The 23,745-nt window shown below is 70.1% G+C and carries 21 protein-coding genes and 3 pseudogenes; 6 read left to right on the forward strand and 18 right to left on the reverse strand.

From position 1 onward, the window contains the following. The 7 genes and pseudogenes from ACIPEK_RS34285 to ACIPEK_RS34315 all read right to left on the reverse strand — a co-directional run. Complete coding sequence (locus ACIPEK_RS34285) at positions 1-1,425, reverse strand: NADP-dependent succinic semialdehyde dehydrogenase (protein WP_402004309.1); 1,425 nt, start codon at positions 1,423-1,425, stop codon at positions 1-3. Between the two features lie 183 nt (positions 1,426-1,608). Further along, complete coding sequence (locus ACIPEK_RS34290; RefSeq protein ID WP_383074910.1) at positions 1,609-2,118, reverse strand: ATP-binding protein; 510 nt, start codon at positions 2,116-2,118, stop codon at positions 1,609-1,611. A gap of 175 nt (positions 2,119-2,293) precedes the next feature. Beyond that, complete coding sequence (locus tag ACIPEK_RS34295; protein ID WP_402004313.1) at positions 2,294-4,393, reverse strand: xanthine dehydrogenase family protein molybdopterin-binding subunit; 2,100 nt, start codon at positions 4,391-4,393, stop codon at positions 2,294-2,296. 42 nt (positions 4,394-4,435) lie between these two features. Further along, positions 4,436-5,422, reverse strand: coding sequence for an FAD binding domain-containing protein (locus tag ACIPEK_RS34300; protein WP_402004316.1), 987 nt, complete (start codon positions 5,420-5,422; stop codon positions 4,436-4,438). Then, a complete protein-coding gene (locus tag ACIPEK_RS34305) occupies positions 5,419-5,985 on the reverse strand; it encodes a 2Fe-2S iron-sulfur cluster-binding protein (RefSeq protein ID WP_402004319.1) in 567 nt (188 codons plus the stop codon). Before ACIPEK_RS34305 ends, ACIPEK_RS34300 begins: the two co-directional genes overlap by 4 nt. Positions 5,986-6,114: 129 nt before the next feature. After that, positions 6,115-6,510 (reverse strand): hypothetical protein, encoded by a 396-nt coding sequence (locus ACIPEK_RS34310; RefSeq protein WP_402004420.1) that lies wholly within the window; start codon positions 6,508-6,510, stop codon positions 6,115-6,117. A 339-nt stretch (positions 6,511-6,849) separates the two neighbouring features. Continuing rightward, a pseudogene (locus ACIPEK_RS34315) lies at positions 6,850-7,345 on the reverse strand (formate dehydrogenase); the annotation flags it as partial. Between the two features lie 215 nt (positions 7,346-7,560). Here ACIPEK_RS34315 and ACIPEK_RS34320 point away from each other — a divergent pair. After that, positions 7,561-7,929 (forward strand): DUF6479 family protein, encoded by a 369-nt coding sequence (locus tag ACIPEK_RS34320; protein WP_383074901.1) that lies wholly within the window; start codon positions 7,561-7,563, stop codon positions 7,927-7,929. A gap of 124 nt (positions 7,930-8,053) precedes the next feature. Then, entirely contained in the window at positions 8,054-8,881 is an 828-nt protein-coding gene (locus ACIPEK_RS34325; protein WP_402004322.1) for a VOC family protein, read from the forward strand. A 22-nt stretch (positions 8,882-8,903) separates the two neighbouring features. Here ACIPEK_RS34325 and ACIPEK_RS34330 read toward each other — a convergent pair whose 3' ends face one another. Continuing rightward, on the reverse strand, positions 8,904-9,419 hold the full coding sequence (locus ACIPEK_RS34330) for a DUF6328 family protein (protein WP_383074897.1): 516 nt from the start codon (positions 9,417-9,419) through the stop codon (positions 8,904-8,906). A 193-nt stretch (positions 9,420-9,612) separates the two neighbouring features. Between ACIPEK_RS34330 and ACIPEK_RS34335 the strand changes: the two genes are divergently transcribed. Continuing rightward, positions 9,613-10,002, forward strand: a complete 390-nt coding sequence (locus tag ACIPEK_RS34335; protein WP_114242823.1) for a VOC family protein — start codon at positions 9,613-9,615, stop codon at positions 10,000-10,002. A 70-nt stretch (positions 10,003-10,072) separates the two neighbouring features. Here ACIPEK_RS34335 and ACIPEK_RS34340 read toward each other — a convergent pair whose 3' ends face one another. The 9 genes and pseudogenes from ACIPEK_RS34340 to ACIPEK_RS34380 all read right to left on the reverse strand — a co-directional run bounded on the left by ACIPEK_RS34340 (position 10,073) and on the right by ACIPEK_RS34380 (position 17,448). Continuing rightward, on the reverse strand, positions 10,073-10,564 hold the full coding sequence (locus ACIPEK_RS34340) for a GNAT family N-acetyltransferase (protein ID WP_383074894.1): 492 nt from the start codon (positions 10,562-10,564) through the stop codon (positions 10,073-10,075). A gap of 10 nt (positions 10,565-10,574) precedes the next feature. Continuing rightward, on the reverse strand, positions 10,575-11,024 hold the full coding sequence (locus ACIPEK_RS34345; protein WP_402004327.1) for a DUF1992 domain-containing protein: 450 nt from the start codon (positions 11,022-11,024) through the stop codon (positions 10,575-10,577). A 148-nt stretch (positions 11,025-11,172) separates the two neighbouring features. After that, positions 11,173-12,114, reverse strand: coding sequence for a hypothetical protein (locus tag ACIPEK_RS34350; protein WP_402004330.1), 942 nt, complete (start codon positions 12,112-12,114; stop codon positions 11,173-11,175). A 173-nt stretch (positions 12,115-12,287) separates the two neighbouring features. Next, on the reverse strand, positions 12,288-13,085 hold the full coding sequence (locus ACIPEK_RS34355) for a tyrosine-protein phosphatase (RefSeq protein ID WP_402004333.1): 798 nt from the start codon (positions 13,083-13,085) through the stop codon (positions 12,288-12,290). A 273-nt stretch (positions 13,086-13,358) separates the two neighbouring features. Beyond that, positions 13,359-13,947 (reverse strand): annotated as a pseudogene (locus tag ACIPEK_RS34360) (transposase family protein); the annotation flags it as partial. Beyond that, a pseudogene (locus ACIPEK_RS34365) lies at positions 13,923-14,024 on the reverse strand (SHOCT domain-containing protein); the annotation flags it as partial. The pseudogenes ACIPEK_RS34365 and ACIPEK_RS34360, both read right to left, overlap by 25 nt. Positions 14,025-14,130: 106 nt before the next feature. Continuing rightward, positions 14,131-16,092, reverse strand: a complete 1,962-nt coding sequence (locus ACIPEK_RS34370) for an ABC transporter permease (RefSeq protein WP_402004336.1) — start codon at positions 16,090-16,092, stop codon at positions 14,131-14,133. A gap of 104 nt (positions 16,093-16,196) precedes the next feature. Further along, positions 16,197-17,003 carry a molybdate ABC transporter substrate-binding protein gene (gene modA / locus ACIPEK_RS34375; RefSeq protein WP_402004339.1) on the reverse strand — a complete coding sequence of 269 codons (807 nt, stop codon included), beginning with the start codon at positions 17,001-17,003 and terminating at the stop codon, positions 16,197-16,199. A gap of 49 nt (positions 17,004-17,052) precedes the next feature. Next, positions 17,053-17,448, reverse strand: coding sequence for a molybdopterin-binding protein (locus ACIPEK_RS34380; RefSeq protein WP_383074873.1), 396 nt, complete (start codon positions 17,446-17,448; stop codon positions 17,053-17,055). 207 nt (positions 17,449-17,655) lie between these two features. Here ACIPEK_RS34380 and mutA point away from each other — a divergent pair, with 207 nt between their 5' ends. Genes mutA through meaB form a run of 3 tightly spaced genes read left to right on the forward strand, consistent with a single transcriptional unit; the run spans position 17,656 to position 22,754 of the window. Then, positions 17,656-19,521: a methylmalonyl-CoA mutase small subunit gene (gene mutA / locus ACIPEK_RS34385; protein WP_402004343.1), complete on the forward strand. Its 1,866-nt coding sequence runs from the start codon at positions 17,656-17,658 to the stop codon at positions 19,519-19,521. Then, complete coding sequence (gene scpA / locus ACIPEK_RS34390) at positions 19,521-21,722, forward strand: methylmalonyl-CoA mutase (protein WP_402004346.1); 2,202 nt, start codon at positions 19,521-19,523, stop codon at positions 21,720-21,722. Before mutA ends, scpA begins: the two co-directional genes overlap by 1 nt. A 12-nt stretch (positions 21,723-21,734) precedes the next feature. Continuing rightward, positions 21,735-22,754, forward strand: a complete 1,020-nt coding sequence (gene meaB, locus ACIPEK_RS34395; RefSeq protein WP_402004349.1) for a methylmalonyl Co-A mutase-associated GTPase MeaB — start codon at positions 21,735-21,737, stop codon at positions 22,752-22,754. A gap of 67 nt (positions 22,755-22,821) precedes the next feature. Here the strand turns inward: meaB and ACIPEK_RS34400 are convergent, their stop codons facing one another. Beyond that, on the reverse strand, positions 22,822-23,703 hold the full coding sequence (locus ACIPEK_RS34400; RefSeq protein ID WP_402004352.1) for a GNAT family N-acetyltransferase: 882 nt from the start codon (positions 23,701-23,703) through the stop codon (positions 22,822-22,824). Positions 23,704-23,745: the final 42 nt, after the last annotated feature.

Genomic DNA, 23,745 nt, shown 5'->3' on the forward strand with positions numbered 1-23,745 from the left:
CTAGGACGTGGCGCCGACGGGATCGGGGCCGTACCAGACCGTGGTCGCGTTGCAGAATTCGCGGATGCCGTGCCCGGAGAGTTCACGTCCGTAGCCGGAGCGCTTCACGCCGCCGAAGGGCAGCGCGGGGTGGGACGCCGTCATGCCGTTGAAGAAGACACCACCCGCCTCCAGATCGCGCACACAGCGACGGGCCTCGTCCGCGTCGCGGGTCCATACGTTGGAGCTGAGTCCGAAGGGGCTGTCGTTGGCGAGCGCCACGGCTTCGTCCAGCCCTTCGACGCGGTAGAGCGTGGCGACGGGGCCGAAGGTCTCCTCGCGGTGGATGCGCATGCCGGTCGTGATCCCGGTGAGGACGGTGGGGGCGTAGAACCAGCCCCGCTCCAGCTCAGGGCCCAGGTCGTCGGGCCGGCCGCCTCCGCAGAGCACGCTCGCGCCCTGCCGTACCGCGTCGTCCACCAGCTCCTCCAGGTCGGCGCGGCCCTGTTCGCTGGAGAGCGGTCCGACGTCGGTGGATTCCTGCAGCGGGTCGCCGACCGTCAGATCGCGCATGCCCACGGTGAAGCGCTCGGCGAATTCGTCGTACACCTCCGTGTGCACGATGAATCGTTTGGCGGCGATGCAGGACTGGCCGTTGTTCTGCACGCGGGCGGTCACGGCGGTCCGGGCGGCCCTGGCGACGTCCGCCGACGGCATGACGAGATACGGGTCGCTGCCGCCCAGTTCCAGCACGGTGTGCTTCACCTCGTCGCCGGCGATCGACGCGACCGAGCGGCCGGCCGGCTCGCTGCCGGTGAGGGTGGCGGCGGCGACCCGGCGATCGCGGAGGATCGACTCGACGGCTCCGGATCCCACCAGCAGTGTCTGGAAGCATCCCACGGGGAATCCGGCCCGGCGGAACAGGCCCTCCAGATACATCGCCGTCTGCGGGACGTTCGACGCGTGCTTGAGCAGGCCGACGTTCCCGGCCATCAGCGCGGGGGCGGCGAATCGTACGACCTGCCAGAGCGGGAAGTTCCACGGCATCACGGCGAGGACGGCGCCCAGCGGGCGGTAGTGGACATAGGCCCTGGAGGCACCGGAATCCTGCACATCGTCCGCCGGCGGATGCTCGTCCGCGAGAAGTTCTTCGGCGTGGGCCGCGTACCAGCGCATCGCCTTCGCACACTTCGCGGCTTCCGCTCGTGCCGCCTTGACGGGCTTGCCCATTTCGGTGGTCATGGTGCGCGCGATGTCCTGCACGTCCTCGTCGAGAAGACCGGCGGCCAGGTTCAGCAGGCCGGCCCGCTCGTCGAATCCGGTGGTGCGGTACTGCCGGAACGCGGTGTCGGCGGCGTCGAGCTTCTGCTCGATCTCCGCCTCTCCCAGTGCGTCGAACGTTCTGAGCGTCTCGCCGTTCGCGGGGTTGACCGTCGCGATGGGCATGACTGGGGCCTCCTTGCCTCGGTACTTCGACCGTGCAGCGCCGCACGCCGTGCCGCAACGCGGGCCCTGCGGGCGGATACCCGACCGACGCGGACCATGCGTGCGGTGCGCACGCCGTCCGCGCCGGGAGGTGAAGCGTTCAGCGGGTACGGAAGCCGGCAGTACCGGTCCTGGTGGCCCGGCTCAGACGAGAGCGGGGGCGGAGTCGGATGCCGTCGTGGTTTCGGGAACCGGATCCGGAACGGCGACGGGCGGACGACGGAACTCGCCCGCACCGGGCAGCGGCGGCAACGGCACCAGGTCGACGGTGCGCGGCTCCTTCGCGTACCGGGTGAACCAGACGACTTTGCCGTCGGCCGTGCGGCAGGTGCCCCAGCTGTCGCTCAGGGCCATGACGCGGCTGAGACCACCGCCGCCGGTGCTGAGCAGCCGCGGCATCTCGGAGCCGTTGTCGGCGACAGAGACCGTGAGATGCCGCCCGGACCAGCGGAGTTCGACGACACAGTTGTTGTCGTCACCGACATGCCGGTGGACATTGGTCAGCAGCTCCTCCACCCCCCGGCACACCGGCCGGATGTGAAGTTCGAGACTCCAATGGCGGAGGTGCGCGGCGATTATCCGCCGCAGCTGCGAAACACGCTCTGCCGAAACCTGGAGTTCGACCAGATAGTGCCGGTCGAATTGAACGGTCATCGTCGAGGCTCCTCACATCGAGGCCCACTGACTTCGCCTCATTGAACCAACGACCCCCCCGAATACGAAGAGTGAGCGGATGTCGCTTCTGGGTCACTCAACAGAGTGACCCTGCAGAGCCGGATGCGCAACACAGGGGCCGACGGGTCTGCCGTACAACAAATATCTGCCCAGGTCAGAGCAGATACGGCAGCAGTGTGTCCGGGGTGAGGGGAAGGCTGCGCAGCCGGACGCCGGTGGCGTGCCGGACAGCGTTGCAGACGGCCGCGGCGGCGCCGACGATGCCGATCTCACCGATGCCCTTGCTGCCCATCGGGTTGAGGTGCGGGTCGTCCTCGTCGATCCAGTGCACCTCGATCTCCGGTACGTCGGCGCAGACCGGCACATGGTAGGAGGCGAGATCGCTCTCGGTGAAGTCGCCGAAGACGGGGTCCATGGTGCTGCCCTCGGTCAGGGCCATGCCGATTCCCATGGTCATACCTCCGATGAACTGGGAGCGTGCGGTACGGGGGTTGAGGATGTGCCCGGCAGCGAAGACACCGAGCATCCGGCGCACCCGCACTTCTCCGGTGCGGGAGTCGACGGCGACCTCGGCGAATTGCGCACCGAAAGCATGGCGCGCGTACGGGGACTGCCCTGAGGTCTCCTGCCCGGTGTCCGCGAAGGCCGTCAGCCCCTCGGCGGGAAGGGGGCCGGTGCGCTCGCGCAGCTGTCCCAGCAGGGCGGTGGACGCCTTGTGCACGGGCCAGCCCCAGGAGGCCGTGCCCGATGAGCCGCCGGCCAGCGAGGCGTCGGGCAGTTCGCTGCTGCCGATGTCGATCCGGACGTTCGCCACCGGGGTGTCCAGTACGGAGGCCGCGATCTGCGCGAGTACGGTGCGGGCGCCGGTGCCGATGTCGGTGGCGTTGACCTGGACGCGGTACGAGCCGTCGGGGGCCGCGTGCGCCGAGGCGCTGGAGCCGAAGAGGTACACGGGAAACGTGGAGGACGCGACGCCCGTACCGACCAGCAGCGGACCCTCTTCACGGACCGCGGGGCGCGGATCGCGGTCGTGCCAGCCGAAGCGTGCGGCACCCTCCTCCAGACAGGCGGCGAGGCCCCGGCTGCTGAACGGGCGGCCCGAGTCGGGGTCGTCGACCGGATCGTTGCGCAGGCGCAGTTCGACGGGGTCCATGCCGAGGGCCGAGGCGAGTTCGTCCATGGCAGATTCCAGCGCGTACATGCCCGGGGCTTCGCCCGGTGCGCGCATCCAGGAGGGGCTCGGCACATCCAGGGCGGTCACACGATGGGTGGTACGGCTGTGAGCCGACCCGTACATGATGCGGGTCGGGACGGCCGCCTGCTCCACGAACTCCTTGATGGTGGAGGTCTGGGTGACCACCTCGTGGGAGACCGAGGTCAGGGTGCCGTCGAGTTCGGCACCGAGCCGGAGGCGCTGCACGGTGGGCGAGCGGTGGCCGACCACGGCAGCCAACTGCCGCCTGGGCAGAGCGACCTTGACGGGGCGTCCGGTGTGGCGCGCGGCCATGGCCGCCAGGACGGTCTGCGGGCGTGTGGTGCCTTTGCAGCCGAAGCCGCCCCCGACGTGTTCGGCGACCACGGTGACCTGCTGCGGCCGGAGCCCGAAGGCGGCGGCGAGGCTCTCACGGACCGCGGTGGACCCCTGATTCGAGTCGTGGACGTGCAGATGCCCGTCCTCCGTCCACTGCGCGGTGGAGGCGTGCGGCTCCATGGGGTGGTTGTGCAGGGCACCGATGGTGTAAGTGGCGTCGACCTGTACGGGTGCCCTGGCGAAGGCCCGGTCGGCGTCGCCGCGTTCGCGGACGGCGGGGTACTCGCCGTTGACGGTCTCCGGCGTGTACAGGCCGGGGTGGTTCTCGGACAGGAGGACATCGTGCTCGGTGGCCTCGTACGCGATCCGCAGTGCCTCGGCCCCGGCACGGGCCCGGTCGAGCGTGTCGGCCACCACGAGCGCGATGTACCAGCCCCGGTGCGGGACCCGGTCGTCCTGGAGGACGGCGAGGATCGGGTCGTCGGGCTGCTTCAGCCGCGGGGCGTTGTCGTGGCTGAGGACGGCGTGCACGCCCGGCAGGGCCAGCGCCTCGTCGGTGTGGACGGCGCTGACGCGGCCGCGGGCGATGGTGGCGGGGACGGGCCAGCCGTACAGACAGCCCGGTGGGGTGTGCTCAGCGGCGTAGCGGGCCGTGCCCGTGACCTTGTCCCGGCCCTCGCGGCGTGCGACGGGGGTGCCCAGTGGTGGAGGGGCCTGGCTCATGACGGGGTCCTCACGTCTGCGGGTCGGCGTTTGTGTGGTTGCTCAGCTGTCGGCGGCGAGTTCGGCCAGCGCGTCGACGGCCAGACTGCGGGCGAGGCCTACCTTGAACGCGTTGTCGCGCAGCGGCCGGGCCGCGGCGAGTTCGGCGTCCACGGCCCGTTCGAAGGTCTCATCGGTCGCCGGTGCACCCCGGAGTGCGTCTTCCGCGGCGTGCGCGCGCCAGGGCCTGTGGGCAAGCCCGCCGAAGGCCAGCGCCACATGCTCGATCCGGCCGTCGCGGACGCTCAGTACCGCGGCGACGGACGCGAGGGCGAACGCGAACGAGGCGCGGTCGCGGGCCTTTCGGTAGAGGGATCCGGCGCCGTCCGGGCGCGGCGGCAGGACCACTTCGGTGATGAGCTCGCCGGCCCGGATCTCGGTGTCCCGGTGGGGGGTGTCGTCCGGCAGCCGGTGGAATTCGGTGGCGGGTACGGTCCGTTCACCGTCCGGCCCGTGCAGTTGGACGGTGGCGTCGAGCGCGGACAGGGCCACGGCCATGTCGGACGGGTGCGTGGCGACGCAGTGCTCGGAGTGGCCGAGTACGGCGAGATCGCGGTGGGCGCCTTCGAGGGCTGGGCAGCCCGTGCCTGGTTCCCGCTTGTTGCAGGGCTTGGAAGTGTCCTGGAAGTAGGGGCACCGGGTGCGCTGCAGCAGGTTGCCGCCGGTCGTGGCGGTGTTGCGGAGCTGCCCGGATGCGCCGGACAGCAGTGCCTGCGACAGGACGGGGTAGCGAGTGCGTACAGCGGGATGGGCGGCCAGGTCGCTGTTGCGCACGGTCGCGCCGATGCGCAGTCCACCGTCGTCGGTGTCGCCCACCTGGTCCAGGGGCAGTCGGCCGATGTCGATGAGCAGGTCGGGGGTTTCCACTCCGAGCTTCATCAGGTCGACGAGGTTGGTGCCGCCGCCGAGGAATCCGGCGCCGGGGTGGGCGGAGCTCTCACGGACCGCTTCGGCGGTGGACCGGGCGCGGAGGTAGGCGAATGGTTTCACGGCGCCACGTCCTCGATCGCCTCGACGATACGGGGGTAGGCGCCGCAGCGGCACAGGTTGCCGCTCATCCGCTCGCGGATCTCGGGGGTGTCGAGCGGCGCCGGGGTGGATACGGGTGCGGTGCGAGCGGTGGCATGGGACGGGAAACCGTCCGCCGCCTCGCCGAGCATGCCGACGGCCGAGCAGATCTGGCCGGGTGTGCAGTAGCCGCACTGCAGGGCGTCGCGGTCCAGGAAGGCTTCTTGGACGGGGTGGAGCCGGTCGCCGTCGGCGAGGCCCTCGACGGTGGTGATGCGGGCGCCGTCGTGGGCGACGGCGAGCAGCAGGCAGCTGTTGGCGCGCCGTCCGTCGACGATGACGGTGCACGCCCCGCACTGTCCGTGGTCGCAGCCCTTCTTCGCGCCGGTGAGGTCGAGGTGTTCGCGGAGCGCGTCCAGGACCGTGGTGCGGTGATCGAGCGTCAGAGTCTGCTCGGTTCCGTTGATGTGCAGTGTCAGGGTGGAACGGTCGCCGGTTGCCCCCGGCTGTTGCGCACCGTCGTCCCGCCCGCGAGAGGGGTCCACTCACTCGCACCTTTCAGAGGTGACCTTTTGTCCGCTTTCTATCAGATATGCATTACCTTCCTGCTTCATTGCTCCGTCGCCGGGCCGTGGCCTGTCGGCCTGTCGACCCTCTCGGCCCTCTCGGCTTTCTCAACTCTCTCGGCTTTTCAGGCGGAGGCGTACCTCTTCCTCCTGATCTCCGGAGACCGTCCCGACGACCCGTACATCGAAGGCATGCGCCAGGCTCCGCCTGAGCCGTTCGACCGCCCAGTAGCCGCCCTGCACATCGACCGACACGGGTCCGCCGAGTGAGACCGGTCCCGAGACCACTCTCTCCTCGGTGACATCGACGGTCGCCACCCATGCGGTGGGGCGCCTTTCCGCGAGTTTCTTCGGTACGTCGACCGAGGCCCGGTCGGTGGTGAAGGCGGCCCGCAGCGCGTCGAAGACCATCCGCGCGTCGCCCGTATCGCACCCGCTGATGACGACAGAGACGTCCTCGACGTGCGAGCTCTCCTCCGTCTGCTTCTCCTTGATGCTGTTCACCGCGGTTCCTTCCGCTCGGCGTTGTGTGGTGCGTCCCCGCGCTGGGGGCCGACGGTGTAGACGGGGTCCTCGGCGGAGGCGATGCCTGCCGCGAAGATCCCGAAGCGTGTGCAGGCCGAACCGGCGAGCGGGGCGAGCCGGGGGCCGCCGCGGCCCGTTTGCAGAGGATGCGGCGGTTGGCCGGCCAGGCCCGGGCCCACTCGGCGGCCACCCAGTCCTGTCGGTGTGCGGCTTGCGGCGGGCGGCCTGGTTGACGTCGTCCGCGTACACCCCGCAGTGGATCCAGCAGCCGCAGGCGGTCGAACCGTCGTCCTTGAGTTCGGTGTACTCGGAGAGCGGCTCCCTGTCCTGGGCGCGCCCGCCGAGACCCGCGATACCTGGCGTGCGGGCCGCGCGGAGCCCCTCGTGCTCCCACTCCCTGATCCTGCACCGGGTCTCGACCACCCGGTCGGCGACCATGTCCATGGCGGGATCCAGGTCGAGCGGCTCCCGGTCGGTCGCGTACGGGCGCCGGTGCAACACCTGGTGGCGGCGGGACGGGCCCGTGGTGAGCTGGAGCGTCACGGAACCCTTCGGACAGAGCCGTCCCCGGCTGATCGGCGAATCGGGGTCGCCCTCGATCTGAACGACCCGGTCGTCCTTGACGTACACCTGTCGACCGCAGCCGACCGCGCAGTACGGACAGACCGACTGCACGACCCGGCCGGACGTGGCGGTGCGGGGCCTGAGGTCCTCCGTCGCGGGCGTCATCGCGGCACGCCCGCTGCCCAAGCGGATCACCACCGGTCAACTGCCGGCAGACCGGCCACCGGCTGAGCGGATTCGGCACTCCCATTCGCTTCCCTCCAGCGATTCAAGGATCCTCTCCAGGCTCGCCCCACGGCTGGGTGACGGCGACACGAAGCCGTCGGCAAGTGGATGGTCCAGGCGCCGCGAACCCCCTCCGATCGCCCCTCGCGGGACCGAAACACTTTTAGGTTCATATCCACTTAAAACATGAATTCACAGTCATTGCCGAGTGATGCCTCTGCCTCGGGGTATCCGGGAGGCATGGACGTATCGAACGGAGATCTCAGTTCGCTGGCCCTCACCCTCGCCGACGGGCGGGGCGCGACCGGCGCGATCATGGGCATTGTCGGAGTGGCACTGGTGGGCGTGCTGATCGGTGCCGTCTGGCTGGGCAGGCGACGCCGAGCCCAGGAGCTGCCTCCGCCCCGGCCCGAGGAGCAGCCGCTGCGGCCCGACCACCGGAGCCATATCGAGCAACGCGATGTCCACGGCGACGACAGCTTCCCGCCCGACGGCCGGGGCCTGTCCCCCTATGAGCTCGGTGACCACGGAAGCGAGACCATCCATCGCGACAGCGACGAGCAGCGTGACCGGCCTCCGGGAGACCAGGGGACGCAGACGCCTCACTGAGCGGCTACGGCGAGGCGGGCGGCGGTGCCGCGTGTTGCGGGAGCGACCTCTCGCGGTGAGGCTGGTGGGGCTCCGACGGCCGCCGTCACGCGCAGGCCGCAGAACCGATGAAGGCAGTAGGACCATGACCGGAAGCCATCCTGGGACGGCGTCGATGCCGGCGCCGCTGACCGGATCCGCAGCGCCCTGCTGGGTCAACCTCATGACCCGCGACCTGGAATCCGCGCAGAAGTTCTACGCCGCCGTGCTGGGCTGGACCTTCCGGCCGGGCAAGCTGGGGCAGGAGTTCTCTGTCGCACGCCGCGGGGATGTGCCGGTCGCCGGCATCGGCGCGGTGGCGGCCGCCTACCGGGTGGCCGTGGCGTGGACCCCATACTTCGCCGTCCCCGACGCCGACGCGGCGGCCTCACGCATCCGTGAGCGCAGTGGCACGGTCGCGGTGGGACCGCTGGCACTCGGCAAGGGGCGCGGGGCCCTGGCGGCGGACCTCGACGGTGCGGTGTTCGGCATCTGGGAGCGGACCGAGCCCGCGACTTCGCCCCCCGCGCCGGACAACCGCTCGCACGCATGGCTGCGCCTGCACACCAGGAACGCCTTCGATGCGGCGATCTTCTACGGCGGGGTGCTCGACTGGGCGAGCGGGCGGCCTGGGTGCTGCGAGGTGTCGTACGAGAAGGACGAGGTCATCGTCGAGTGCGAAGGGCGTCAGCTCGCCCGGATCAGCTCCGGTGCGGTGGAGGCGGCACCCGATCCGCTGGTCCGCCCGCACTGGCAGGTCCACTTCCCCGTCGCCGATCTGGCGGCCACGATCGAGGCGGCGCGGCAGCACGGCGGCAGTCTGGTCGAGCAGCGTCCGCTTGGGCAGGGCAGCGAGGCGACCCTGCTGGACCCGGACGGCGGGCTCTTCACGGTCACGGACATCCGGGGACCCGTTGCCGGCGATTCCGGCTGAACGGACCTCCCTCGCGCAGCGGTCACTTCTCGCGCTCGAGTGAGGAGCGGGCCAGCGCCCAGGCCGGGAACACGAACCAGCAGACCAGGAACCACAGCGCCATGCCGCCGACCAGCCACAGGGCGAGAGGGTTGTGCAGGGCCACCCGAAGGATGAGCAGCAGCGCGGAACACATGGTGCACAGCAGCAGGCCCAGCCCGAGCACGGTCAGCCGTGACGCCCAGGTGACCGTCTGTGGCTTGAGCCGCCGTCCGGTGAGCAGCCGGTGGTACGACACGGGCCCGATGAGGGCTGCAACGGTGGCGGAGCCCAGCATCACGGTGACCACATAGATGGTGCGGTCCGTGTCCGACAGCTCGGTGAAGCGCGGCTGGAAGACGACGGCGAGCAGGAAGCCGAACAGGATCTGGACGCCCGTCTGGGCCACCCGCAGTTCCTGGAGCAGTTCGTTCCACTGCCGGTCCGCCCGTTCCTCCGGCGTCTCGTGGCGGCCTGTGTCGCGGCCCGGGCCTCCGGGGAGGTGGGATGTCGAGGTCACCGTGAGCCTCCGTCCGAATGCGCGGAGTACTTCGCCTTCCCCTCCTCCCCCACCGTAGACCTCATGGCGGGCACACCGGGCCTCGACGACCGGCAAGGCCCCGCCTAGGATCTTGAGTACGGCATCGCGCGTCGGTCACCGGCCGGGTGAGGCGTGGAGGTGCCCGTGAGATGCCCGTTGGAGGCATTCCACAGTGTCAGTCGAGTTGAATCACACCATCATTCATGCCCGGGACAACCGGGAGTCCGCAGAGTTCCTGGCGAACATACTGGGTCTGGAAGTCGGCGGGGAATGGGGCCCGTTCATACCGGTCGCCACCGCGAACGGGGTCACCCTGGACTTCGCGACCATTCCCGAAGCGTCGATCGTCATGCAGCACTACGCCTTCCTCGTCTCGGAGGCGGAGTTCGACACGGCGTATGCCCGCATCAAGGAGCTCGGGATCACGTACTACGCGGATCCGCATCAGAAGCATCCGGGCGAGATCAACCACAACGACGGCGGCCGAGGCGTCTACTTCCTCGATCCCGCCGGTCACGCCATGGAGATCATCACGCGTCCGTACGGGGGCTGGACCTCATAACACGACGTGCCGGAAAGGGGGTTCGGCCGGGGTCCGCGTACGGGTTCCGGCCGGGCCCTTCCGCGTCGGGTCAGGCGATCGGCAGTAGCAGCTCGGGCCGGTCCCACATCACAGCGGGCGGACTGGCAGCAAGGGTGCCGGTCCGTTCGGCCCCGACACTGCGGTAGAAGCCCTCGGCGGGCGGATGCGAGACGATGCGGACGCCGGTCAGGCCGGCGCTCTGCGCCTCGTCGCGCAGGTGCCCGATGAGCAGCCGCCCGATACCCAGCCCCTGCGCATCGTCGGCGACGAACATGAGGTCGAGTTCCGGCGGGGCGAGGATCAGCGAGTAGAAGCCGAGGAGCCGGTCGGTGCCGGGCTCGACGGCCGCGAAGACCTGGTGGGTCTCGATGTAGTCGGGCCCCACCCGGTATCCGGCGACCATGGCGGCGTAGGGCCCCTCATAGGCGCGGGATTTCCTGACCAGCCGGGTGAGCCGCTTCGTGTCCCGTGCGGTCGCCCGCCTGATTCGTACGGTCTCGCTGCGCACCCCGTCACCCGGACGCGTAATGCTCGATGTCATGAAGTGAGTATTACGCATCCGGCTGCGGGGAACCCACTTCCGGGTCTACGGGCTCCCGACAGCTACGACGGTCCGCGCGCCACTCCTCGACCATGGCGTCGATGTCGAACGGCTTGAGGTTCAGCAGGGGACCCGGCGGCGGCCGCCTGATGGCTGCCCGGATCTTCTCGTTGACCTCCGCCAGCATGCGCCGCACCTCGGCCTCCGTCCGCGCCCCGGGCACGGCGTCGCGCACATCCTCCGCCTCTTTGCGCAGCGCCAGTGTCGGCGGGAGCACCGACACCCCTTCCCGCTGCATCTTCTGCTTGATCCACCAGGTCTCGTCATAGGGAGCGTCAAGGCCGTCGAGCGGCTTGCCGAATCCGGGCAACTGCGAGAAGTCGCCGCGCTGCTCGGACTCGCGGATCTGCTTGTCGACCCATGATTCGAAGCTGACGCCCGCAGGCTTGCGTTCGGTCAACGTACGCCCCTCTCAGAGGATTCGTGATCCTGCCCTTTCACGATACCGAGGGGCCGCAGGAGCACCCGCTGCGCCCACGCCGTCACCTCGCAACGGGCGTCGGCCCGACGCCGCTTCGGGGTTCGGGGGGCACACCCCCGCGCCCGCTTCAGTGCGCGTGCCCGCCGGTTGCCCCTGTCCCGCTCTCCTCATGGCCGACGACACCCTTCCCCGATGCCGCCACCGGGACGGTGAACGCCGCGGTGCGGACCTTCCCTTCGTGCTGGAAGTCGAGGAAGAGCCTGTACGTACCCGCACTGGGCGCCGTCGCCGTGAAGGACACCACAGGCCCCGGGCCGCCCTCGTTCGGGTGGACGTGCAGATAGGCCAGGTCGCCCGAGCGCAGCGCGACCAGGTGCCCGTACGCGCCGAGGTAAGGCTGCAGATCGGTGACGGGCCGGCCGTTCCGGCTGACGGTCAGCCTCAGCTCTCCACCCTGGCCGGCGCGGAGTTCGCCGTCGAGTGCGACGCGGTAGCCGTCCATCTCGGCGGTGGCGCGCGGGACCGGCAGAGCCGCGGGGCGGTAGGTGCCGGAGACCGCCAGATCCGCGCCCAGCGTGAGGTTCTCGGCACCCTCGGCGGCCGGTGTGAAGTCGGCGAACGCCCGGTAGCCACCGGCCTCGGTCAGGTCGACGGCGGTCGACCACGTCCCGTCGGCCGCACGGACGGGGTGCAGGTGCCGGAATTCGGTGAGATCGCTCGACGCAAGGATGAAGTGCAGTTCCTTGCCGTGCTCGCGTTGAAAGGCGGTGACCTTGCGGCCATTCTCATCCGTGATGGCGAACCTGATCTCGGTCCGGGCCCCTGCTCGTATCGTGGGCGTCTCGAGGGCCAGCGTGTAACCGCCGTCGGAGATCTGCAGTCCGCCGGCCACTTGACCCATCGCCCCCTTCGCCCTGCCCCCCTCTCCCGCGCCGTGGCCGGCGTGCTGCTGCGCGGGGCGGTCCTCAGCGGCCACGAGCGGGTCGGCGCCCCTCCCCACGGCGTACGCGGTCCCGAAGGTCGCGGCGAGCGCGGCGGCGAAGGCCGTGATCCTCAGTGCGTTGTTCATGACGGTGTCCTCCATCGGGTCCATCGGGAGGCGAGGCTCCGCGATGGGACTCAACATACCCCCTAGGGGTATCAAGTCAACCCAGGAGTGCGTCATTGCCTGCCGATTGCTTCACACATCCGAGAGAGGCCGGCCGACGACACCGAAGAGGGACCGGGGTCTCGGCGCCCGGCTCATGCGGACACCACGAGCCCGCTGCGCAGCCGCTCCACCGCGGCCTCCGGAATTCTCAGGCCGTCGCGTACATACCCGTCGAGCCCGCCCCACCTCTCATCCATGGCGTCCAGCGCCATGTCGAGATAGCGGGGGCGGACCTCGATGATCGCGGACGCGATCTCCGGGTCACCGCCCGCATCGAGGAAGCCCTGCACGTACGGGGCGTAGGCGACCCGAACGACCGGGTTCACCGCGAGGAACTCGGCCCGCACCACATCCCGTGACGCACCGACCAGCATCAGCAGCAGCGCGGTGGCCCAGCCGGTACGGTCCTTGCCGGCCGTGCAGTGGAAGAGCACCGGGCGGGCCCGGTCGTCGGCGGCCGTCTCCACGAAGGCCCGGTAAGCGGCGGCGGCACCCGGCGAGAGCACCATCTGACGGTAGGTCTCGGCAAACATCTCCTCGGCCTTCCCGCTCCCCAGCAGCTGCTCCGCCTCGACCGGATCGGCGAGCAGCGCACGCAGCCGGGCGGGCGCCACGCCCGGGTTGTCGCCGAGCACATCGGCGACGAAGAGCCGCGCACCGGGTGGCAGCCGGTCGGGGGCCGCCGCACGCTCGTCGGCAGTGCGCAGATCGACGACGGTACGGATGCCGAGCGCGGCCACCGCCATGTCCTGCGCCGCGTCCAGGCCGCTGAGCTGGCCGGAGCGCAGCACGGCACCCGTCCGGACCCGATGGTCAGGGCCCAGAGCGATGCCGCCCAGGTCGCGGAGATTGACGACGGTGGATGCCGGGACGGCCCTGGCGGTTTGCACGATGAACTTCCCCTTTTCCCGGCACGTATCCGAATTGATTCGACCTGGCCGGATCAAACGTCGCACGCGGTCGGGAGATCGACAAAGTAAAACGCCGGAGAAGCACCGATCGACGACATCGAAGGAGATAAAGGAAATGTGAAATTGCAACCGCCCTCCTCCAGGTCAGGAGCACAGAATATTGAGATGGTGTCCTGGTCTTAATGGGCCACGCTTCCGCGGTAAATCGCTCGACATGGAACCTCGACATGGAACAGTGAGTCCTTTCCAACCTCACGTCGATGCGCGGTGAAGGACGGGGACGGCCGTGGCGAGGTCGGTGATGCGGCTGGTGCCGCAGCGGAGCTTTCGCAGGACTCGCCGACCCTTGAGGGCGGCCATGGCCTGTTCGCCGAGGCTGCGGATCTTGGCGTGGGTGCTGTTGTGCCGGCGCTTCCACCGCTTGAGCCGGCGGCCTCGGAAGGGTACTCGGATCGGGCGGCCGGCACCCTGGTACGCCTTGTCGGCCCAGCACTTGAGTTCCATACCGACGAGCGCGTCGATGATGCCGCGGGTGCGGGCGGCAGTCAGGTCGTGGGTCGCCCCGGGAGTGCGGGCGAGGCCCAAAGCGGCCGCCCGAACAAGTCGGTGAGGACTTGGATATTCATGCCGTGGCGCTTGTGTTTGCCGGAGTGGTACGGAGTGTCGGCGGCGATCCGGTCGATGGCAGCAGGGTTCCGCCGAGGACCACGAAGGCCGGCCGGCTTGCGGTCCGCATCATCTCTGCCGAGCTCGGTGCGAGCGCGGCCAGGACCTCTGTCGCCTCGCGCACGTAGCGGTGGACCGTCGCGATCCCGACGCCGAACCCGGCGGCGAGCTGAGCAGCGCCGGTGCGATGGCGCCCGTGAACCGGCTGCCCGGGAAAGCGATGACGAGGTACTCCACAGGTCCCACAGCCACGGGCGTGTCCTCTCCGGATGGATGGATTGCCAGCAGCATAACTTCGGTCATTTAGCCCTACATTGTGGCCAATCACCCATAATCGGTGGACACAAAGGTGATTCCGTCACAGGGTGACGACGGTGACCTCGGTTGCCTTCACGCTGGTCCAGATGGCCGTCCCCTCGCTGAGAGCCAGCTCGGTCGCCGCCTCGGGGGTGATCTCGGCAACCAGGTCCGGAGCCTCGTCGGAGACGATCACCACCCGGAGCCGGCTGCCCACGGCGGTGAGCTCGCGAACCGTTCCGGGCCAGACGTTGCGGGGGCTTCCCCCGGGCCTGTCGTGGTGCAAGGCGACCGCTTCCGGCGCGATGATCGCAAGGGCTGCCGTCCCCTCGGTGAGGGAGTCCGCGACGACCAGGCGGCCGCCGCCCGCGAGGGCGAGGGTGCCATCGGGGGCAGCGGTACCGGGCCAGGCGTTGCGGCCGAGCATCCGGGCGACCCACGGCGAGCGCGGATGCCGGGTCACCTCGGCAGGCGCCGCGTACTGGAGGGTGCGGCCCTCGTCGAGTACGAGTACCCGGTCGGCCAGTGAAACCGCTTCGACGGGGTCGTGGGTGACGATCAGACAGACGCCGCCGAACCCGGCGAGATGGGTGCGCAGGGTGTGCCGGACATGGGCGCGGGTGGTCTGGTCGAGCGCGGCAAGCGGCTCGTCGAGCAGCAGCAGCCAGGGGCGGGCGGCGAGCGCCCGGGCCAGGGCCACGCGCTGGGCCTGGCCACCGGAGAGCTGGGCGGGCCTGCGGTGGGCGAGACGGCCGACTCCCAGCCGGTCGAGCCACTGCTGCGCCTCGCGGCGGGCCTCGGCCCGGGGAACGCCGTGGGCGCGGAGCCCGTACGCCGTGTTCGTCAGTGCGCTCAGATGCGGGAAGAGCGCACCGTTCTGCGGCACCCAGGCCACCTGGCGGCGGTGCGGGGGCAACTCGGTGACGTCGGTTTCGCCGAGGCGCAGTCGGGCCCGGGCGCGCGGGGTCAGGCCGAGAAGCGCGCGCAGGAGGGTCGTCTTGCCCGCGCCGTTGGGTCCGACGACGGCGATCGTGGTGCCGGGCGCCGCGTCGAGGGTCAGCCGGTTGAAGCCGGTGACCTCGGCGTGCAGCGACCGGCGTTCCTGCGGAACCGGAGGCATTTCGTCGCTCCATCGGGCGGCCTGAGCGCCTGCTGTGTCCGTATCGCCCCTGCCGTCCGTGTCGTCGGCCTCGGGCTCGGGGCCGCGTGAGCGGTCGCGCGGCGCTCCGGTCCAGCGACCGCGCAGAGCGACGAGTACGGCCATGGCTATGGCGAGCAGGAGGAGCGATACCGATGTGGCGGCCTCCGGGGAGTCCTGGAGCAACAGGTAGACCTGGAGGGGCAGCGTCTGGGTGGTGCCCGGCAGGTTGCCCGCGAAGGTGATGGTCGCACCGAACTCGCCGAGCGCCCGCGCCCAGGTGAGTGCGGCACCGGCGGCGAGACCGGGGGCGACCATCGGGAGGGTGACCGTGAAGAACACCCGGGCCGGTGAGGCCCCCAGCGAGGCGGCGGTCTCTTCGTACGAGGGGCGCAGACCGGCCAGTGCTCCTTCGAGGCTGATGACGAGGAACGGCATCGCGACGAAGGTCGCCGCGACCACCGCGCCCGAGGTGTGGAACGGCAGCGTGATCCCGAAGGCGTTCTCGAGCCAGGGTCCGAGCAGACCCCGGCGGCCGAAGCCGAGGAGCAGTGCCACGCCTCCGACGGTGGGCGGCAGCACCATCGGCAAAAGGACCAGCGAGCGGACGAGCGCCTTGCCGGGGAAGTCGACCCGGGCCAGCAGCCAGGCCAGGGGCACCCCGAGCAGGAGCGAGAGACCCAGGGCCCAGAACGAGACGAGCAGGGACAGCCTGAGCGCCTGCGTGACACCGGGGCTGGTCAGATGAGTGCCCAGGTCGGCCCAGGAGGTACGGGCCAGGATGCCGATCAACGGCATCGACAGGAACGCGATGGCGAGCAGCGCGGGGAGCGCGAGGGCGACAGGGGTGCGCGCGCCGGGCACACGGCTGCGGAGGGCTTTCATCGGAGGTTCCCGGGATCGGTCGGTAGGTGCAGGACTGGCTCAGCCGCAGGGGCTGCCCCGGTTCCCCGGCCCGGGCAGCCCCTGCGGTGCGTACGGCGTGCCGGCTACGGCTGCTGGAAGCCGGCGGCCTGCAGGATCTTCTGCGCCTCGGGGGTGCTCAGCCACTTCACGAAGGCCGTGGCGGCCTCGGTGTTCTTGGACTGCCGCAGCGTAGCCGCCGGGTAGGACGCGACGGCGTTCTGCGCGTCGGGGATGTCGACGGCGTCGACCTTGTCGGTGGCCGTGGCGGCATCGGTCTTGTAGACGATGCCCGCATCGGCCTCGCCCAGCTCGACCTTGCTGAGGACGGCGCGGACGTTGGGCTCCTGGGACACCGGCTTGACGGTGAGCTTCTGGGCGTCGAGGACCTGCTTGCTGTAGCGGCCGACCGGAACCTCGGGTGCGGCCAGGACCACCTTGAGCTTGGGGTCGGTCAGGTCCTTCAGGTTCGCGATCTTCTCCGGGTTGCCCTCCCCGGTGGCGATGACGAGGCGGTTCTTGGCAATGACGATGGGGGTACCGGTGTCGGACTTCAGCCCGTCCATCGTCTTGGTGTCCGCGGTGACCAGGGCATCAGCGGGTGCGCCCTGCTTGACCTGGGCGGCGAGTTCCTGGGACCCGGCGAAGGAGAACGTCACCTTCGTACCCGGGTGTTCCTTCTCGTACGCGGCACCCGCGGTCTTGAACACATCGGTGAGCGAGGCCGCGGCCAGCACCGTCAGCCGGCCTTCGGGGGCGCCGGACGACGCCGCGGACTTTGCGGCGGAGTCCTTCTTGTTGTCGTCGCCGCTGCCGCAGGCTGCGAGCGGGAACAGCAGGGCGGCGGTCGCGATGGCGGCAGCGGTGCGGCGCCCGGTGAAGGTGGTCGTCATGTTGACGGGGGGCTCCTTGGAGTTGATGTGCGTCGCAGGTGATGCGCGATCAGACACGGTCGATGTGCACGTTGGTGGACTTCACACGAGCGGTGGCCTGCATGCCGACCTCCAGGCCGAGTTCCTCGACGGCCTCCCGGGTGAGCAGCGACACCAGCCGGTGCGGGCCTGCCTGGATCTCGACCTGGGCCGCGACATCGCCGAGCTTCACTCCGGTGACGATGCCCGGGAAGGCGTTGCGGGCCGACGTGTACGAGGTCTCGTCCTCGCCTCCCCCGCCCTGGCCGATCTCGATGGAGAACGCGGCCAGATCACGGCCGTCGATGAGCCTGCGGCCGCCTTCGTCACGGTGGGTCGCGACTCTTCCGGCGTCCGCCCAGCGACGGGCCGTGTCGGGGCTGACCCCCAGCAGACGCGCCGCCTGCCCGATTGTGTAGGACTGCATGTGCGACAAGATATTCGGATTGATATCGCAACTGCAATCCATACAGCCGATCCATGGAGCAAATACCAGGCCCATTGGAGGAAGCGCCAAGTCACCGGAGCCACGACGGGTACGCGACGGTGCGTGAAGGATCAAGTGCGCTCGGAGAGGGCAAGGTCACAGACGGAGCCCCTGCTGCTCGTCTGAGACCTGACCTAGCATCTGGGCATGACGGTCCTGCCTGCCGACGGGCTTTCGTTGGCCGCCGAGTTCCCTCACCCCGCCCATGAACAGTGGCAAAGCCTTGTCGAAGGCGTGCTGCGCAAATCGGGCAAGGATGTCGCGGGTTCGGCCGCCGAGGAAGCACTGTCCACCACGGTGGAGGACGGGCTCATCACCCGCCCCCTCTACACCTCGCGCGATAGCGCGCCCGATGCCGGATATCCGGGCTTCGCCCCCTTCACCCGCGGCGGCAAGGCCGAGGGCAACGCGGCGGGCGGCTGGGACGTACGGCAGCGGCACACCCTGCCGGATCCTGCGCGTCTCAACGAGGCGGTGCTCGCCGATCTGGAGAACGGTGTCACCTCGCTGTGGTTGACCGTGGGCGGTACCGGCGGCATTCCGGTGTCCGCTCTGGCGGGGGCGCTGGACGGCGTATATCTCGATCTGGCTCCCGTGGTGCTGGACGCAGGAGGCGAATTCGGCGCTGCGGCGACGGAGTTGCTGCGGCTCTACGCGGAGCGGGGCGTCGGTGCGCAGACCGCGCGCGGCAACCTCGGCGCCGACCCGCTCGGGCAGGCCGCCCGCAGCGGCGCCGAACCCGCCCTGACGGCGGCGGTCCACTGGGCACGGCGGTGCGCGCAGGAGTATCCCGGACTGCGGGCCCTGACCGTCGACGCCCTGCCGTACCACGAGGCGGGCGGCTCGGCCGCCGAGGAGCTGGGCGCTTCGCTGGCGACAGGTGTCGCCTATCTGCGGGCGCTGACGGAGGCCGGGCTCTGTGTCGAAGAGGCCTGCGCACAGATGGAGTTCCGGTACGCGGCGACGGCCGATCAGTTCCTGACCATTGCCAAGCTGCGGGCCGCTCGACGGCTGTGGGCCCGGGTGGCCGAGGTGTGCGGGGCCGCCGACGCCGGGGCACAGCGCCAGCACGCGGTGACGTCCTCGGTGATGATGACGCGGCGCGATCCCTGGGTGAACATGCTGCGGACGACGCTGGCATGTCTGGGCGCGGGTGTCGGCGGGGCCGACTCCGTCACCGTGTTGCCGTTCGATCACGCCCTGGGGCTGCCGGACGCGTTCGCCCGGCGCATCGCCCGTAATACGTCGACGATCCTGCTGGAGGAGTCGCATCTGGCCCGGGTGATCGACCCGGCGGGCGGTTCCTGGTACGTGGAGCGGCTCACCGCCGAACTCGCCGACGCCGCCTGGGCGTTCTTCCAGGATATCGAGCGGTCGGGCGGCCAGGAGGCCGCCTTGCGCTCGGGAATGATCGGCGAGCGTCTCGCGGCCACCTGGGCGGCACGCAGCAAGGATCTGACGCGACGCAAGGAGCCGGTCACCGGGGTCAGTGAGTTCCCGCAGCTGGCGGAGCGCGCGGTGGAGCGCGAGGCGGCCCCCGCCGAGGTGTCCGTCACGGGATCGGGCGGTCTGCCCAGGGTCCGTCGTGACGAGGCTTTCGAGGTGCTGCGCGCCCGGTCGGACGCCCATCTCGCGGCGACCGGGCAACGGCCGCGGGTGTTCCTCGCCGCGCTCGGACCGGCCTCGGCCCACACCGCGCGGGCGTCGTTCGCCTCGAACCTGTTCCAGGCGGGCGGGATCGAGCCGGTCCACGACCCGGTCTCGGTCGACGCGGCAACGGCCGCCGACGCGTTCCGGGCCAGCGGGGCCGGCGTGGCGTGCCTCTGCTCCAGCGACACGCTCTACGCCGAGCAGGCCGGGGCGGTCGCCGAGGCGCTGGGCTCGGCCGGCGCCCAGCGAGTGTTCCTCGCGGGCCGACCCGGCGAGTACACCGGTGTCGACGAGTACGTCTTCGCGGGCTCCGATGTGGTGGCCGTGCTCTCTTCCCTTCTCGACCGTATGGGTGTGGCGTAATGCGTATCCCTGACTTCTCCGACATCGAGCTCGGACTGGGCGGCGCCGCCGAGGTGTCCGAGGACCAGTGGCGCGCCTCGATGAAGGAGTCCTCCGGCAGTTCCGACAGCGATCTGCTGTGGGAGACCCCGGAAGGCATCACGGTCAAGCCGCTGTACACCGGGCGCGACCTGGAGGGGCTCGACTTCCTCGGTACATATCCGGGCATGGCCCCGTATCTGCGGGGCCCTTATCCGACGATGTATGTCAACCAGCCCTGGACGATCCGGCAGTACGCCGGGTTCTCCACCGCCGAGGAGTCCAACGCCTTCTACCGCCGCAACCTCGCGGCCGGGCAGAAAGGCCTCTCCGTCGCCTTCGACCTGCCGACCCACCGCGGCTACGACAGCGACCACCCGCGGGTGACCGGCGACGTCGGCATGGCCGGTGTGGCGATCGACTCGATCTACGACATGCGTCAGCTCTTCGACGGCATTCCGCTGGACAGGATGTCGGTTTCCATGACGATGAACGGCGCGGTGCTCCCCGTACTCGCGCTGTACATCGTGGCCGCCGAGGAACAGGGCGTTGGGCCCGAGAAGCTGGCCGGGACCATTCAGAACGACATTCTCAAGGAGTTCATGGTCCGCAACACGTACATCTATCCGCCGAAGCCCTCGATGCGGATCATCTCGGACATCTTCGCGTACACCTCGCAGAAGATGCCGCGCTACAACTCGATCTCCATCTCCGGATATCACATCCAGGAGGCGGGTGCGACAGCCGATCTGGAGCTGGCGTACACCCTCGCGGACGGGGTGGAGTATCTGCGGGCCGGGCGGGACGCCGGTCTTGACGTGGACTCGTTCGCACCGCGGCTGTCGTTCTTCTGGGCGATCGGCATGAACTTCTTCATGGAAATCGCGAAGTTGCGGGCGGCCCGGCTGCTCTGGGCCAAGCTGGTCAAGGAGTTCGAGCCGAAGAACGCCAAGTCGCTGTCCCTGAGGACCCATTCGCAGACGTCGGGGTGGTCGCTGACCGCGCAGGACGTGTTCAACAACGTCACGCGGACCTGCGTGGAGGCGATGGCCGCCACCCAGGGGCACACCCAGTCGCTGCACACCAACGCGCTCGACGAGGCCCTCGCCCTGCCGACGGACTTCTCGGCGCGGATCGCCCGGAATACCCAGCTGCTGCTCCAGCAGGAGTCGGGCACCGGCCGGGTCATCGACCCGTGGGGCGGCAGCGCGTACGTGGAGCGGCTGACGTACGACCTGGCGCGCCGGGCCTGGCAGCACATCCAGGAGGTCGAGGCGGCGGGCGGCATGGCGCAGGCCATCGACGCGGGCATCCCGAAGCTCAGGGTCGAGGAGGCCGCGGCCCGTACCCAGGCGCGCATCGACTCCGGGCGCCAGCCGGTGATCGGGGTCAACAAGTACCGGGTGGAGACCGACGAGCAGATCGATGTGCTCAAGGTCGACAACTCCTCGGTGCGCACCCAGCAGATCGAGAAGCTGCGCCGGCTGCGCGAGGAGCGCGACGAGTCGGCGTGCCAGGCCGCACTGCGGGCGCTGACCGCGGCGGCCGAGCGGGCCCCCGGCCCCGGTCTCGAAGGCAATCTGCTGGCGCTCGCCGTCGACGCGGCACGCGCGATGGCGACCGTGGGCGAGATCTCGGACGCCCTGGAGAAGGTGTACGGAAGGCATGCGGGCCAGATCCGTACGATCTCCGGTGTGTACCGCAACGAGGCAGGTGAATCCCCTTCCGTGGACCGGACCCGGGCGCTGGTGGACCAGTTCGAGGAGGCCGAGGGGCGCCGTCCGCGCATCCTGGTCGCCAAGATGGGGCAGGACGGCCACGATCGCGGCCAGAAGGTGATCTCGACGGCCTTTGCCGACCTGGGCTTCGACGTCGACGTCGGCCCGCTGTTCCAGACGCCGGCCGAGGTGGCGCGGCAGGCGGTGGAGGCGGACGTGCACGTCGTGGGCGTCTCCTCGCTGGCCGCCGGGCACCTCACCCTCGTCCCGGCGCTCCGCGAGGAGCTGGCCGCCGAGGGCCGCGACGACATCATGATCGTGGTGGGCGGGGTGATTCCGCCGCAGGACGTCGAGGCACTGCACGAGGCGGGGGCGACGGCGGTGTTCCCGCCCGGCACCGTGATTCCGGATGCCGCGTACGACCTGGTGACGCGGCTCGGTGCCGCGCTCGGCCACGAGCTGTGAGCCGCTGACCCGATGCCTGCGAAGATCGACATCGACAGCTGTGCGAAGGGGGTGCTCGACGGGAAGCGCGCGTACATCGCGCGCGCGATCACGCTCGTCGAGTCCACCCGCCCCGATCACCGGGCACTGGCCCAGCGGTTGCTGCACGAGCTGCTGCCGCACTCCGGGAACGCCCGGCGCATCGGCATCAGCGGCGTGCCGGGGGTCGGGAAGTCCACCTTCATCGACGCGCTCGGCACGATGCTCACCGGGCTCGGCCACCGGGTCGCGGTGCTGGCCGTCGATCCCTCCTCCAGCCGTACCGGCGGCTCCATCCTGGGCGACAAGACCAGGATGGAGCAGCTCGCGGTGGACCCCGCGGCGTTCGTACGTCCTTCTCCGACCGCCGGGACGCTCGGTGGGGTGGCCAAGGCGACCCGGGAGTCCATCGTGGTGATGGAGGCCGCGGGGTACGACGTGGTGCTGGTGGAGACGGTCGGCGTCGGCCAGTCGGAGACAGCGGTGGCCAATATGGTCGACACGTTTGTGCTACTGACCCTGGCCCGTACCGGCGATCAGCTCCAGGGGATCAAGAAGGGCGTCCTGGAGCTGGCGGACGCCATCGCGGTCAACAAGGCGGACGGCCCGCACGAGCGCGACGCACGAGCGGCCGCGCGCGAACTGGCTGGCGCACTACGGCTGATGCACCCGGTCGACGCGGCCTGGACGCCTCCGGTCCTCACCTGCAGCGCCCGGGAGTCGACCGGTCTCGATACGCTGTGGGAGCGGCTGGAGCAGCACCGTGCGCTGCTCGAATCGACCGGCCGGCTCGCCGCGAAACGACGTGACCAGCAGGTCGACTGGGCCTGGACGATGGTGCGGGACGAGCTGCTGGAGAGCCTGCGCGGCCATCCGGAGGTGCGCGCGCTTGCTCCGGAGCTCGAACAGCGGCTACGGGACGGCGAGTTGACGGCCACACTGGCGGCCGAGCAGATCCTGGGGGCGTTCCGGGGCACGCTCCCGGCGGCGGAGGGCGGTGCCCCTGGGGGGTGACGGGCGACGCAAGGCCGGAAGCCGCGCGGCCGCCCTTCGCGCGATGACGACAGTTCGACGACGGGAGCTATAGATCGAGCTGGTACTCGACCGACTTGTGCGTCGGCTCGTAGCCGAGCGCGTCGTTGACGCTCCGCATGTACGTGTTGCTGTCCGCGGTATCCGCCAGCAGCCCGTCGAGGCCCGGGTGGCGTTCGCGGGCCTGCAGGATGGACTGCGCCTTCATCCACCGTGCCAGGCCGTGCCCCCGGTGTTCGGGGAGGACTCCGGTGCCGTAGTGCTGGCCGTCGCCCTTTCCGTTGCCCGGGACGACCAGTTCGGTGAAGCCCGCGATCGTGGAGTCGGACTCGTCGACGGCGGCAACGGTGTGGAGCAGCTCGCCGCGTGCCGCGACGGCAGCCGCGGCGGCCCTGACCCGGTCCACGTCCCAGACGACCGTGCCGTAGTCGGTGTCGTCCATGGGCATGTCGTCCATGGCGCGGCGCGATGCGGCGAACGTCGGCGCAAGGTCGTGCGGGACGGTGCCGTCCCAGGACACCAGCCGGTAGCCCGGATGCGGCTGTCCGACGATCCTGCGGAGAGCTCCGGTGTCGGCCTTCGCCAGCGGCAGGCGGGCGTACGTCAGGGTGAGGACCCTGCGCAGCCCCTTGGCCCGCAGAAAATGATCGCCGCAGGAACCGGCCTCGACCTGTGTGATGACGCTGCGTCGGCCCTCCTCGCGGGCAGCGACGACGGCCGCGTCCAGCAACTGTGAGCCGATGCCGTTGCGGCGCTCCGCCGGGTGGACGTGGAGTTCCAGTTCGGCGAGATGGTCCTGGCCCTCGCGGGTGAAGACGCGCAGGAACGCCGAGCCGACGGGGCTGCCCGCGGGGTCGGACGCCAGCCATGCCAGCCGGTGGCTCACGCCGGCACGGTCGGGGTCGGTCAGTGCGGTGATGCGTATCGACAAGATGACTCCTCCGCGCCGAGGGCGCCGGTCAGGACGGGTGGG

The sequence above is a fragment of the Streptomyces sp. NPDC088246 genome, assembly GCF_044741025.1.
Classification (GTDB): Bacteria; Actinomycetota; Actinomycetes; order Streptomycetales; family Streptomycetaceae; genus Streptomyces.